Annotated in this window: 10 protein-coding genes; 4 read left to right on the top strand and 6 right to left on the bottom strand. The window is 73.7% G+C overall.

The genetic code is table 11. The features are described from left to right. Positions 1-12: 12 nt before the first annotated feature. A complete protein-coding gene (locus IF651_RS03705; protein ID WP_191827731.1) occupies positions 13-1,869 on the bottom strand; it encodes a SulP family inorganic anion transporter in 1,857 nt (618 codons plus the stop codon). Between the two features lie 128 nt (positions 1,870-1,997). Between IF651_RS03705 and IF651_RS03700 the strand changes: the two genes are divergently transcribed. Next, a complete protein-coding gene (locus IF651_RS03700; RefSeq protein ID WP_191827730.1) occupies positions 1,998-2,876 on the top strand; it encodes an aminoglycoside phosphotransferase/kinase family protein in 879 nt (292 codons plus the stop codon). A 39-nt stretch (positions 2,877-2,915) separates the two neighbouring features. Here IF651_RS03700 and aceB read toward each other — a convergent pair whose 3' ends face one another. Both aceB and aceA read right to left on the bottom strand, forming a co-directional pair. Continuing rightward, complete coding sequence (aceB, locus tag IF651_RS03695; protein WP_191827729.1) at positions 2,916-4,658, bottom strand: malate synthase A; 1,743 nt, start codon at positions 4,656-4,658, stop codon at positions 2,916-2,918. Between the two features lie 135 nt (positions 4,659-4,793). Further along, complete coding sequence (aceA, locus tag IF651_RS03690; RefSeq protein ID WP_191827912.1) at positions 4,794-6,140, bottom strand: isocitrate lyase; 1,347 nt, start codon at positions 6,138-6,140, stop codon at positions 4,794-4,796. A gap of 206 nt (positions 6,141-6,346) precedes the next feature. On the opposite strand from aceA, the gene IF651_RS03685 reads away from it, so the two are divergent. After that, positions 6,347-7,843 (top strand): XRE family transcriptional regulator, encoded by a 1,497-nt coding sequence (locus tag IF651_RS03685; RefSeq protein WP_191827728.1) that lies wholly within the window; start codon positions 6,347-6,349, stop codon positions 7,841-7,843. A gap of 79 nt (positions 7,844-7,922) precedes the next feature. Continuing rightward, positions 7,923-8,450, top strand: a complete 528-nt coding sequence (locus IF651_RS03680) for a DUF3060 domain-containing protein (RefSeq protein ID WP_191827727.1) — start codon at positions 7,923-7,925, stop codon at positions 8,448-8,450. 22 nt (positions 8,451-8,472) lie between these two features. Here IF651_RS03680 and nhaA read toward each other — a convergent pair whose 3' ends face one another. From nhaA to IF651_RS03665, 3 genes are all read right to left on the bottom strand, one after another. Next, complete coding sequence (nhaA, locus tag IF651_RS03675; RefSeq protein ID WP_338403755.1) at positions 8,473-9,792, bottom strand: Na+/H+ antiporter NhaA; 1,320 nt, start codon at positions 9,790-9,792, stop codon at positions 8,473-8,475. An 89-nt stretch (positions 9,793-9,881) separates the two neighbouring features. Continuing rightward, positions 9,882-10,466: a DUF1697 domain-containing protein gene (locus IF651_RS03670; RefSeq protein WP_191827726.1), complete on the bottom strand. Its 585-nt coding sequence runs from the start codon at positions 10,464-10,466 to the stop codon at positions 9,882-9,884. Then, positions 10,463-11,944 carry an amidase gene (locus IF651_RS03665; protein WP_191827725.1) on the bottom strand — a complete coding sequence of 494 codons (1,482 nt, stop codon included), beginning with the start codon at positions 11,942-11,944 and terminating at the stop codon, positions 10,463-10,465. Before IF651_RS03665 ends, IF651_RS03670 begins: the two co-directional genes overlap by 4 nt. 327 nt (positions 11,945-12,271) lie before the next feature. Here IF651_RS03665 and IF651_RS03660 point away from each other — a divergent pair, with 327 nt between their 5' ends. Further along, positions 12,272-13,633, top strand: a complete 1,362-nt coding sequence (locus IF651_RS03660) for a PhoH family protein (RefSeq protein WP_191827724.1) — start codon at positions 12,272-12,274, stop codon at positions 13,631-13,633. Positions 13,634-13,721: the final 88 nt, after the last annotated feature.

Here is a 13,721-nt window from a genome sequence, read left to right as displayed (position 1 = left end):
ATCCGGCGCAGCTCACTCGCGGTCGTCGTCGGCTTCGGTGTCTGTCGACGACGGGGGTATCGCGGGCGGCCGCGACTGGTCGTGGTGAGAGGATCCCCGGTGGAACAGTCCCTCGGCACGTGACCACAGGCGCCTGAGCGGCCCGGGCGCGCGCACGATCGGGATCTGCTGCGTCTCGACGCCGTGCAGCAGCCACGCCTCGGCGTGCCGGCGCGCCTGCTCGGTGGACTCCCCGATCACTGCCTTCGCCGGGTAGACGGCGATCCGCTCGTGCTCGCGCAGGTCGATGACGCTCGCGAACTTGGCGGCGAGCGACGGGTCGACCCCGCTGACGAAGAGGCGTCCGCCGCGGTCGCCGAGCCGGTCGGCGTAGCTCGCGAGCACGGTGAACGCGGTCGCGCCGAGGCTCACGCGCCCGCGCAGGCGCAGCACGACGGCCGCGTTGCGCGACCTGGAGGGATCGGGGAGGGCGGCCTCGAGCGACCTCGCCCCGGCGTAGAAGAGGCTGCCGTAGACGTCGAGGACGGTCACGTCGTCGTCCGGCAGGCTGCGTGGTGCGGCGGCCTCGCGCACGTGGCCGTCGTCGAGCCGGGTGAGCCGCACGATCCGCAGGTCCTGCGACTCGCGGTTCGCCTGCAGGAGGATCGACAGCGCGGCACCGATGCCGACGGCGGCGGCGACGGGCAGCAGCAGCGTCGCGAGGAACGTCGTGGCCATGGCGATCTGCGACTGGCCCCCGGTGCGGACGGCCGTCGCCATGGCCGACACACGGATCGAGCCGACGGAGGCGACGAGGAGGATGGCGGCGAGCGTCGCGGACGGCACCGCCCCGACGGGCCCGGAGAGCGCGACGAGCACGACGAGCACCCACATGCCCGAGAGGATCCCCGTCCAACGGTCCTTCGCCCCGGCGGCCGTCGAGATCGCCGTCTGGCCGACGGACCCCCCGACCGGGATGCCGCGGAAGATGCCGACGGCGATGTTCGCCACGCCTTGCCCGACGAAGTTCTTGTCGGGGTCGGCGCGCCGACCGCCGGGGTTGGGCGCGGACTCGGCGACACCGGCGCCCTGCACGAGCACGATCGCCGCGACGGCGAGGGCGCCGACCACCACGTCCGTGGACAGGAGCGCGAGCTGGGGGAGCGCGGGTGCGGGAAGCCCGACGGGAATCTCCCCGGAGTCGCTCACGAGCTCGACGGAGCCGAGACCCGCCAGCCATACGCCGAGCCCGGTGACCAGCAGCGCGACGACGGCCGCGTACGGCGCGAGGGCGGTGCGCGACAGCCCGACGAGCAGCACGGCGGCCACCCCGCCGACCAGCAGCGTGGGGACGTTCCAGGTCCCGGGGGATGTGACGACCTCCCAGGCCCTGCCGACGGCGAGCGGCGCGTCGGGGTCGGCCCCGGTCAGGGGCGCGAGCTGGCCGAGGATGATGTTGACGGAGACGCCCGTGAGGAAACCGGTCATCACGGAGTGCGAGACGAAGCCCGTGAGCCGCCCGAGCCTGGCCACGCCGGCGAGCACCATGGCGACGCCCGCGAGCAGGGTCACGAGGATGATCGCCGCGACCCGGTCGTCGGGCGCCACGCCGACGACCGCGGACCCCGCGGCGAGCGCGGCGGCGCTCGTCGTCGTGACGATCATGCGCTGGGAGTCGACGGTCAGCCCGCCCGCGATCCGGCCCACCGCGGTCGCGTACAGCCCATGGATCGGGTTCACGCCGACGAGGGTGGCTGCCGCCATCCCGTCCGGCACCCCGCCGATCGCTCCGGGGACGCCGGTGCTCGCGGACCGCCGGAACGTCCCGTGGGCGGGTCGCACGCCGCGCCACCACCGGCGGGTCGCACGCAGCGGGCGAAAGCTCGTCATGTCACCTCCGAGGTAGGGTGCGTCGACTCTTCCACGAACGCCCCGTGGGCACACGGTGACGACCGCCCCGACCCGGCCTGGAGGCCCGGCCTGGTCAGCCGGCCCGAGGTGGTGCGACGATGTCCGGTATGAGTGGTGTGCGATGGTCGGACGGCGGCGCGGACGAGGTCGAGACTCCCTTGCCGGGCGGTGACGTCTCCGACGGCGTCGTGCGGCGCGGGTCCACCGTGCGGCGGCCCCGCGGACCCCACAGCCCGGCGGTCGAGTCCTACCTGGTGCACCTCGAGCGGGCGGGGTTCGACCGCGCGCCGCGGTTCCTGGGCATCGACGACGCCGGACGCGAGGTCGTGACGTTCGTGCCGGGGGAGATGGGCGGTCGGCCGCCGCACGCGTGGGCGCTCGACGTGGACGTCCTGGTCCAGCTCGGCGAGTGGCAGCGCGCGCTGCACGACGTCTCGCGCGACGTCGTCCTGCCCGACGGCGTCGCGTGGCCCGAGCGCGTCCAGTTCCCCGAGGTCCCGGAGGTATTCGACGTGCCGGACGTCGTCGGCCACAACGACGTCACGATCGAGAACGCGCTGTTCGTCCCGGCCGACGGCGACCCGGACGTCCCCGCCGACGACCCCCGACCGCGCCGTCTGGCCGCGGTGATCGACTTCGACCTCGCGGCGCCCACGACGCGCCTGCTCGACGTCGCCACGACGCTGCGCTACTGGGCGCCCGTCTCGCCGCCCGAGTCGCGGCCGGAGCTGATGCGAGACGTCGACGCCGCGCGTCGGGCGCGGATCCTGGCCGAGGCGTACGGGCTGGACCGGTCCGAGCGGCTCGCGCTGCTCGAGGTGCTCGCACAGCGGTTCGCGCGCAGCTGGTACGCGATGCGGCACGCGGCGACGGCGCGGGGCGGCGGCTGGCAGCGGATGTGGGACGACGGCGTCGGCGACCGCATCCGGGAGAGCGAGGCATGGTTCGCGGCCGAGCGAAGAACGTTCGTCTCTGCCCTGCGCTGACGCCGACGCGACCGCTGCACGCCGAACAGGGGGGTCTCGCTACCGCTGGTCCACGGCCGAGCCGACCAGGTGCTGCGAGTAGGCGCCGATCGTGAGGAACGTCGGGAAGGTCTCCGCCAGGGCGACCGTGCGGAACACCGTCGCTGCGTCGTCCACGCGGTTTCCCGGCGGGCGGGGGAGGTCGTCGACGATCTGGGCGAGCAGCGCCTCGACGCGCTCGCGCGTGATCGGCACGCCGTTCTCCGTGCGCGTGCCGGCGGCGATCCACTGCCACACCTGCGAGCGGGAGATCTCCGCGGTCGCTGCGTCCTCCATGAGGTGGTCGATCGCGGCGGCGCCCACACCGCGCAGCCACGACTCGAGGTACCGCACGCCCACCGACACGTTGGCCCGCAGCCCCGCGGCCGTGACGGTCGCGCCGCCGCGTCGCGCCGAGCCGATGTCGAGCAGCTCGTCGCGTCCCACGTGCACGTCCTCGCGCAGTCGGTGGACCTGGTGCGGGAGCTCGCCGAGCACGGCGTCGAGCTCGGCCCGGGCGACGTCGATCAGGTCGGGGTGCGCGACCCACGTCCCGTCGAACCCGTCGTCCGCCTCGCGCCGCTTGTCGGCGCGCACCTGGGCGAGCGCGCGCTCGGTGACGTCCGGACGACGCCGGTCGGGGATGAACGCGCTCATCCCGCCGATCGCGTGCGCGCCGCGCCGGTGGCACGTCGCGACGAGGAGCTCGGTGTACGCGCGCATGAACGGGGCCGTCATGGTGACCTGCGCGCGGTCGGGCAGCACGTACGCGTCCCCGCGCGTCCGGAACGCCTTGATCACGGAGAACAGGTAGTCCCAGCGTCCCGCGTTGAGCCCGGCGCAGTGGTCGCGCAGCTCGTGGAGGATCTCCTCCATCTCGAACGCCGCGGGCAGCGTCTCGATGAGCACCGTGGCGCGGATCGTCCCGTGCGGCAGCCCGACCCACTCCTGCGCGAGCTCGAACACCTCGTTCCACAGCCGCGCCTCGCGGTGCCCCTCGAGCTTGGGCAGGTAGACGTACGGCCCGCGCCCGCGGGCGACCAGCTCGCGCGCGTTGTGGTAGACGTACAGCCCGAAGTCCACGAGCGACGCCGACGCCGACACGCTCACCCCGGCCCGGTCGACGTACCGCACGTGCTTCTCGACGAGGTGCCACCCGCGCGGGCGGAACACGATCGTCGGCAGGTCGGTGAGCGTGGCCGAGCGGAGCCGGTACTGCTTGCCCTCGGTGCTCGTGTGCTCCAGCGTCCCGCGGATCGCGTCGTGCAGTGCGAGCTGACCCTCGATCACGTTGCGCCACGTCGGGCTCGACGCGTCCTCGGCGTCCGCGAGCCACACCTTGGCCCCGGAGTTGAGCGCGTTGATCGCCATCTTTGGGTCGGTCGGTCCGGTGATCTCGACGCGGCGGTCCTCGAGGCCCGGCGCCCCGGTCGAGCCGGCGACACGCCACGTCGGGTCGTCGCGCACAGGCCGGGTCGACGCGCGGAAGTCCGGGTCGATCCCGTCCGCGACGTCCTGCCGGCCCTGCTGGCGGTCCATGAGCAGCTCGTGGCGCCGGGCGACGAACCGGTCGTGCAGCGCGGTGAGGAAGTCGAGCGCCGCGGGCGTGAGGATCTCGCGGTACCGCTCGCCGAGCGCGCCCGTGACGCGCAGGCTGCCCGACGGCGGACGGCGGGCCGGGTGCCCGCCCCGCGGGCCGTCGTCGGGCCGGGTCCCGCTCGGGGAGGTCGGGGGTGAGCTGGTGGACGTGGTGAGCGTGGTCATGGCTGTCTCCGAGGGATCGTGGTCGCGAGGTAGTACCGGGGTCCGCCGAGGTAGTACCGCTGTCGGGACTGAGGTACTACCTCGCGGGACTGAGGTACTACCTCGCGGGACTGAGGTACTACCTCGCGGAGAGGCTTAGTGGAACTGGGCGGTCTCGGTGGAACCGGCGAGCGCGAGGGTGGCGGCGTGGGGGTTGAGGGCGGTGGCGACCCGGTCGAAGTAGCCGGTACCGACCTCGCGCTGGTGGCGGGTGGCGGTGTAGCCGTCGGCCTCGGAGGCGAGCTCGGCCTCCTGGAGCTCGACGTAGGCGCTCATGCCACGCTCGTCGTAGCCGCGCGCGAGCTCGAACATGGAGTGCGAGACGGCGTGGAAGCCGGCCAGCGTGATGAACTGGAACGCGTAGCCCATCGCGGCGAGCTCCTTCTGGAAGGTCGCGATCTGCGCGTCGTCGAGGTGCTGCTTCCAGTTGAACGACGGCGAGCAGTTGTACGCGAGCTTCTTGCCCGGGTGCTCGGCGTGGATCGCCTCCGCGAACCTGCGGGCGAGGCCGAGGTCCGGCGTGCCGGTCTCGACCCAGAGGAGGTCGGAGTACGGCGCGTAGGCGAGCCCGCGAGCGATGACCGCGTCCTCGCCCGGGCGCACCCGGTGGAACCCCTCGGACGTGCGCTCGCCCGTGAGGAACGGCCGGTCGCGCTCGTCGACGTCGGACGTGAGGAGGTCTGCGGCGAGCGAGTCGGTCCGCGCGATGATCACCGCCGGCACGCCCGCGACGTCGGCCGCGAGGCGCGCGGCGTTCAGCGTGCGGACGTGCTGCGACGTCGGGACGAGCACCTTGCCGCCGAGGTGGCCGCACTTCTTCTCCGACGCGAGCTGGTCCTCCCAGTGCACGCCGGCTGCACCGGCCTCGAGCATCGAGTGCATGAGCTCGTAGGCGTTGAGCGGCCCGCCGAACCCGGCCTCGGCGTCGGCCACGACCGGGGCGAGCCACTCCCGGCTCGTGCGGCCGGACTCGGCGGTCTCGATCTGGTCCGCGCGCAGCAGCGCGTTGTTGATGCGGCGTACGACGGCGGGGACCGAGTTCGCGGGGTACAGGGACTGGTCGGGGTAGGTCTGACCGGACAGGTTCGCGTCCGCGGCGACCTGCCAACCCGAGAGGTAGACGGCCTTGAGCCCGGCGCGCACCTGCTGCACGGCCTGGTTGCCGGTCATGGCGCCGAGCGCGGCGACCCACTCCTCGGAGTGGATCAGCGTCCACAACCGTTCCGCGCCCCGGCGGGCCAGGGTGCGGTCCTCGCGGACCGAGCCGCGGAGCGCGACGACGTCCGCGGCGGTGTGGTCGCGGAGCAGGCCGGCCCACCTCGGGTCCTGCCCCCACGAGCGGGCGAGCTCGTCGGCGGTCTGGGTCTGGTCGCCGGGCCGGGTGGGGGCCGAGGGGGGTGCGCCCGCGCCCCCGTACTCGGACGGCGAGCGGCGGCTGACGATGGTGGGCTCGTTGACGAGTGCCACGGGTGCCTCCTGGGACTGTGCCGGCCCGCGCTGCTCGCGGGCCGTGCGGCCGGTGCGTGGACCCCGTTCGAGGTCCGTGACTCGACCTTCGTGCCTCCACGAGCGGGACGACAAGCACGATCGGGCGAAAGAATCGCCAATCTTCTGCTGTACGCACATCGTGGCGTGTGTCACTCTCAGTCATGGCAATCCCGACCTCGAGGCCTCCCGGAACCGTGGAACATGCGCAGCTCCCGCTCGAGAGCGAGCCCGACGCGCTCACCATCGGTCGCAGGATCCGGCACCTGCGTACCGCGAAGCACATGACCCTGGGCGACCTCGGCGCCGCGATCGGTCGCGCACCATCGCAGGTCTCCCTGCTGGAGAACGGCCGGCGCGAGCCCCGGTTCTCCCAGCTCCAGGCGATCGCGCGGGCGCTCGACGCGGACCTCGACGACCTCCTGGCCGCGGAGCCGCCCTCGCGGCGCGACGCCCTCGAGATCGAGCTCGAGCGCGCGCAGCGCGGCCCGCTGCTCGACGCGCTCGGCCTGCGGCCGGTGCGTGTCGGCAAGTCGCTCCCGACCGACGCGCTCGAGACGATCGTCGCGCTCCGGCGCGAGCTCGAACGCCTCCACGCGCAGCGCGCGGCGACGCCCGAGGAGGCGCGCCGCGCCAACGCCGAGCTGCGTGCGACCATGCGCGCGCAGGACAACCACTTCCCCGAGCTGGAGGACGCCGCGGCCGAGCTGCTGTCCGGCGTCGGGCACACGGGCGGACCGCTGCCGCAGCGGGTCGCGACCGAGATCGCCGCCCACCTCGGCTTCACGCTGCACTACGTGCCGGACCTGCCGCACTCGACCCGGTCGGTGCTCGACCTGCACCATCGCCGGGTGTACCTGCCGAGCGACCGGATGCGGGGCCGGTCCAACGCGACGTCGGCCCTGCTCCAGGCGCTCGCGCCGCACGTGCTCGGCCATGCCGAGCCCACGGACTACGGCGAGTTCCTGCGCCAGCGGGTCGAGGCGAACTACCTCGCCGCGGCTCTGCTCCTGCCGGAGCGCCACACCGTGAAGGTGCTGCGCGCGGCCAAGGAGGCGCGCGCCATCTCCATCGAGGACCTGCGCGACGCGTTCGCCGTGTCGTACGAGACCGCGGCCCACCGCTTCACCAACCTCGCCACGAAGCACCTCGGCATCCCGGTGCACTTCATGAAGGTCCACGAGTCCGGGGTGATCCACAAGGCGTACGAGAACGACGGCGTCCGGTTCCCGGCCGACCCGCTCGGTGCGGTCGAGGGCCAGTACGTGTGCCGCTCGTGGACGGCGCGCACGATCTTCGGGATGGAGGACCGTCTCAGCCCGTTCAGCCAGTACACCGACACACCCAGCGGGACGTACTGGTGCACGAGCCGGGTGCAGGACGGCGCCGACGGGCCGTTCTCGGTGAGCGTCGGCGTCCCGTTCGCGCACGTGCGCTGGTTCCTGGGCCGGGACACGACGTCGCGGCTCGCCTCTCGCTGCCCCGACGAGGCGTGCTGCCGCCGGCCGCCGGACGCGCTCGCCGACCGCTGGGCCGGGCACGCGTGGCCCAGCGCGCGTCCGCACGCGTCGATGCTCGCCGCGATGCCCGTCGGGGCCTTCCCAGGGGTCGACCAGACCGAGGTGTACGCGTTCCTCGAGGCCCGCGCGCCCTCGTCGTGAGGCACCCCGCGAGGCACCGGTGACGTTCGCCGCCGTCCGCGGTGCTGCGCCTGCCGGCCGCCGTCCCTAGGCTGGGAGGATGCACATGCCTCCCGGGTCCGCCGTCCGTACCAGCACCGCCGTGGCCGCCGGAGCGCTCCTGCTGCTGGCCACGGCCGCGTGCGGCGCCGACCAGGACGCGCAGCCGACGGTCACGCAGAAGGTGACGGACTCGTCGGGCAACGACCGCGACCGGCAGGTCTTCGACGAGAGCGGCGTGCGCGACGCGCGCGTCGACTGCGGGGGCGGGGACGTCGAGATCGCGGGGAACGACGTCGTCGTGGACCTCACCGGGGAGTGCGTGAGCGTGCTCGTCACCGGCGACGGCAACGACGTCGACGTGGACGAGGGAGACCTCGAGAGCATCGCGGTCTCCGGGAACGGCACCCTGGTGGAGATCGAGGACCACGTGGACACCGTGCTCGTCTCCGGCGACGGCGCGCACGTCGAGGTGGGCAGCACGGACAGCGTCCAGGTGAGCGGGAACGGAGCACGCGTCGAGTACGGCTCCGGCCCGGCCCCCGACGTGGAGGACACCGGGAGCGGCACCGAAGTCGTGCAGGACTGACCTCGGCGCCGCCCGCGAGACGTCAGCGGTTGACGTCCTCCGGGTCGCCGATGAAGCCGTCCACCAGGTCGTCCCGGCCGTCGCGGTTCATGTCCTTCGACCGCTGCTGCTTCGCGTCCCACCGCAGGGTGAACGCAGCGACGAGCGCCGCGACGACGGACGCCGTGAGGATGCCCAGCTTCGCCGCCCCGGTGTGCTCGGCGTCGGGGAAGGACAGCTCGGCGATGAGCAGCGACACCGTGAACCCGATCCCCGCGAGGAAGCCCACCGGCAGCAGGTCGCGGACCCCGATGCCCTGCGCCAGCCGCAGGCCGGTGAACCGCACCAGGAGCCAGGTGACACTGAGGATCCCGACGAGCTTGCCCAGCAGCAGGCCGGCGATGATCGCGATCGCGACCGGCTGGACGATCAGCTCGGTGAAACCGCCCTCGTCGACGATCGACACGCCCGCCGCGAAGAACGCGAAGATCGGCAGCGCGATGCCGGCGGACACCGGCCGCCACAGATGCTCCATCGACGACGTGCGCGACAGGTCCTCGCCGTACATCGCCAGGGCGGGGACGGCGAAGCCGAGCAGCACGCCCGCGATCGTGGCGTGCACGCCGGACGCGTGCATGAGGGCCCACGCGACGAACGCGAGCGGCAGCAGGATCCACCAGCGGGTGCGGCGACGGCGCACCATGTACGTGAACACCGCGACGGTGACGAGGGACAGCCCGAGCCACGCCCAGTGGATCTCGGCCGTGTAGAAGATCGCGATGATGATGATGGCGAGCAGGTCGTCCACGACCGCGAGCGTCATGAGGAACGTGCGGACCGCCGTCGGGAGCCCCTTGCCGAACACGGCCAGGACCGCGAGCGCGAACGCGATGTCCGTCGCGGTGGGGATCGCCCAGCCGTCCGTCGCGGCGTTGTCGCCCATGACGTTGAGCACGACGACGAAGATGATCGCGGGCAGGGCCATCCCACCCACCGCCGCGATCATGGGCACCCCCGCCTGGCGGGGGTTGCGCAGGCTCCCGGCGACGAACTCGTGCTTGAGCTCGAGACCGACGACGAAGAAGAAGATCGCCAGCAGGCCGTCGGCCGCCCAGGTCGCGAGGCTGAGGTGCAGGTGCAGGGCCTCCGGCCCGACCTCGGTCCCCGCGAGGTCGAAGTACACCTCGCGCCAGGGGGAGTTCGCCCAGATCAGCGCGATCACCGCGGCACCGATGAGGAGCGCACCGCCGGTCGTCTCTCGCGTGACCCAGCTCCGGGTGCGGTTGCGGGCGCGCTTCACGGTCGGTTTGATGCCGTCGCCCTCGGGGAGCGGGTAGGGGTAGTGGGTGGGCTCGTGGCTCACGGGGCTCCTGTCGGTCGGGGTTCGGCGCGCGACCGGGCGCGCTCGGGTACGGACGCCGACCAGTCTTCCCGGCACACCAGACGTCCAGTCTAGGGGGTCGCCGTCCCGGCGCCCGCGGACTCCTCGGTCTCGCGCGCCAGCTCGAGCAGGCGCGTCACCGTGTTCCAGTTGCGGCCGGTGACGGGCGTGCCCGCGGCGCGCGAGAGCGCCGTCGTGGTGAGCCTCGACCGGCCGATCCCGTCCGGGAAGGTCGCGTACAAGACGTCGTGGGCCACGGCGAGGCGCTCGCGGCCCGCGTTCGAGAGGTCCAGGGCGGCGACTCCTGCGGCGTCGACGGGTCGTTCGCCCACGAGCACGAGCAGGTGCGCGGGGTCCTCGCGGGCCGACGTCGGGAAGGGGACGTCGGCCACGATCCGGGCCAGGTCCGCGGTCGTGAGCACGACGACGGTCGCGTCGACGTCGAACTCGTCGACCACGCCGTCGTGCACGAGGCGCGCGACGTCCGCGCGCGACGTCGCGCCCGACGTCCCGGGAGCGACGACCAGGTTGCCGCTGTTGACGAGGGTGCGCGGCGCCGCGAGGCCGAGCCGCGTCGCGAGGGCCCGGAGCCGGGTCGAGGGCACCTTCCGTCCGCCCACGTTGACGGCGAAGAGCAGGGCGACGTAGGCGGTCATGGCACCTCCGGTGGGTGGCGGTCGAACCAGGGCTGGTCAGGGCAGGACTCCTCGAGCCGTGCCGCGAGGGCGATCAGGAGCGCGTCGGCACCGTGGGCGCCGCCGAGCATCACGCCGACGGGCACCGTAGCCGCTCCGGAGGGGCCGTCCACGCGCGTCTCACCGAGCGGGAGGCTGATCGCCGGCCGACCCGTCAGGTTCCACACGCTCGTCCAGGGCGTGAAGGCCGTCTGCGCCGCGAAGTCCGCAGCGGGGTCGTCGTCGCGCCGCTGCGAGCCGACGAGGGCCGGGGGCTGGGCGAGGGTCGGGGACAGGACGACGTCGACGTCGGCCCACGCGGTGGCGACCTCGCGCGTCAGCTGCTGCACCGCGGCGAGCGCCGTCGCGTGCTCGAGACCGGTCACCGCGCGTCCCTGCTCGCGCAGCCACCGGGTGAGCGGGACGAGGTCGTCCTCGCGTCCGTCGGTCACGGGTGCTTGCAGCGCCCCCACGGACCACAGTGCGGCGAACGCGGCCCAGCGCTCGGCGGGGAACGGCGGTGCGACCGGGACGACGTCGTGGCCGGCCGCCGCGAGGAGCGTCGCCGCGGTCCGGGCCGCGTCGAGGCACGCGGGGTGCACGGGTGCGGCCGGGTCGATCACCGGGTCCAGGAGCAGCCCGACGCGCACCGGCCCCGGCGACGTCGTGCACGCCGCGGTGAACGACGTCGGCCCACGGCCCGCCACGAACGTGTCGCCCGGCCAGGGCCGGGCGAGGACGTCCAGGAACGCGGCCGTGTCCCGCACCGTACGGGTGAGCACCCCGTGGGTGGCGAGCCCGGGGCCGTCGACGCCGAGGGGCCCGGGGCTGACGAGGCCGCGCGACGGCTTGTGCCCGACGAGCCCGCACGCGCTCGCCGGGATGCGCAGCGACCCGCCGCCGTCGCTGCCGTGCGCGACGGGCACGATCCGCGCGGCCACGGCCGCGGCGGCGCCGCCGCTCGACCCGCCCGCCGACCGGCTCGGGTCCCAGGGCGTGCGGGCCGGGGGGCCGACGTCGGGCTCGGTGTAGCAGGGCAGGCCGAACTCCGGGGTCGCGGTCTTGCCGACCATCACGGTCCCCGCAGCGCGCAGGAGGGTCACGACGCCGTCGTCGTCCGGCGGGGTGAACGGGTCGATCGCCGCCGAGCCTGCGCGCAGGGGCACGCCCGCGACCGCGTTGAGGTCCTTGACCGGGCACGGCACACCGAGGAAGGGCGGCAGCGCGCCGGGATCGTCGGCGGTGCCGTCGCGTCGCGCCGCGACGAGAGCCGACTCCGCGGCGCGCGCCTGCGCGCGGGCGAGCTCGGGAGCGAGCACGGTGAACGCACCGAGAGCCGCGCCGCGGCCTGCCGCCGCGTCGAGGGTCGCGTCGAGGACCTCCGTGGGGGACGTCGCTCCCGTCCGCAGCACGTGCGCGAGAGCGGTCGCGCCGAGCTCGAGGACGTCCGGACTGCTCATGCTCCCGAACCTACGCCGCCCGGCGGGAGTCGTCGCGCCGCCCGGGCCACCGGCCGTCGGGCACCCGTCTGCGGGGGCGCACGTGAACGCCGGGTTAAACCTCCGCGACACGGGCCCGCACCGCTGGTGATCGGAATGACAGCGGCGTAGTTTCTGCAGGGACGGACGGCACCATCGCCGTCCTCCGGGAGGCCAACCGATGGGGTTCACGCTCCGCTCAGGAGGGCCGGCACCGGCGCTGCTGAGTCTCGGCACGTGCGGCTCAGCGGCCGGTAGCCCGCCACACCCTGGAAGAGCACGGCGCTCACGCGCCGGAGGGGAGCCCCCGTGGTCCACGCCTCATCCACCCCCAGCCCGGCCATCGTGCCGGACGACGGCACGCGGACGTTCGTCATCGACACGTCGGTCCTGCTGAGCGACCCGCGCGCGTTCGCCCGCTTCGCCGAGCACGACGTCGTCCTGCCGGTCGTCGTCATCACCGAGCTCGAGGCGAAACGTCACCACGCCGAGCTCGGGTACTTCGCCCGCAGCGCGCTGCGGATGCTCGACGACCTGCGGATCCAGCACGGCCGGCTCGACGCGCCGATCCCCGTCGGTGACGTCGGCGGGACGCTCCGCGTGGAGCTCAACCACACCGACCCGACCGTCCTGCCGGCCGGCTTCCGCCTCGGCGACAACGACACCCGGATCCTGTCGGTCGCCGCGAACCTCGCGTCCGAGGGACACGACGTGACGGTCGTGTCCAAGGACCTGCCGATGCGGGTCAAGGCGTCGGCCGTGGGGCTGGCCGCAGAGGAGTACCGCGCAGAGCTCGCGGTCGACTCGGGCTGGACGGGCATGGGTGAGGTCTCGTTCACCGACGAGGAGATGGGCCGCCTGTGGGAGCACGAGTCGGTCGAGGTCGCCGAGCTCGACCCCGCCGCGGCGGAGGCCGCCGGCCCGCTGCTGTGCCACACGGGGCTCGTGGTGCACTCGCCGGGAAGCTCGGCGCTCGGCCGCGTGACCGCCGACAAGCACGTGCAGCTCGTCCGGGGGGACCGGGAGGTGTTCGGGCTGCACGGCCGCTCGGCCGAGCAGCGGGTGGCGATCGACCTGCTGCTCGACGACTCGGTCGGGATCGTCTCGCTCGGTGGCCGGGCGGGCACGGGCAAGTCGGCGCTCGCGCTGTGCGCGGGGCTCGACGCCGTCATGGAGCGGCGCAAGCACCGCAAGGTCATGGTGTTCCGCCCCCTGTACGCGGTGGGCGGGCAGGAGCTCGGGTACCTGCCCGGCTCGGAGTCCGAGAAGATGAACCCGTGGGCGCAGGCGGTCTACGACACGCTCGGCGCCCTCGTCCCGCCGCAGGTGCTCGACGAGGTCATCGACCGCGAGATGCTCGAGGTGCTCCCGCTGACGCACATCCGGGGCCGGTCGCTGCACGACGCGTTCGTGATCGTCGACGAGGCGCAGTCGCTCGAGCGCAACGTGCTGCTCACCGTCCTGTCGCGGATCGGGCAGTCGTCCCGCGTCGTCCTCACGCACGACGTCGCGCAGCGTGACAACCTGCGGGTCGGCCGGCACGACGGCGTCGCCGCGGTCATCGAGGCCCTCAAGGGCCACCCGCTGTTCGCGCACGTGACCCTGACGCGGTCCGAACGCTCGCCGGTCGCCGCGCTCGTCACCGAGATGCTCGAGTCGATCGAGGTCTGAACCGGAGCCTCGTGGTGGAACCCTGGTCGTGGGACCGGGGTTCCACCACGAAGCGGGGTCCGTTCTCCCGGACCGGGCACGGATCGCG

It is taken from the genome of Cellulosimicrobium arenosum, assembly GCF_014837295.1.
In the GTDB taxonomy this organism is placed as follows: Bacteria; Actinomycetota; Actinomycetes; order Actinomycetales; family Cellulomonadaceae; genus Cellulosimicrobium; species Cellulosimicrobium arenosum.
Note: the sequence above shows the minus strand (reverse complement) of the source record. Positions and strands in the feature narration are given on the sequence as shown.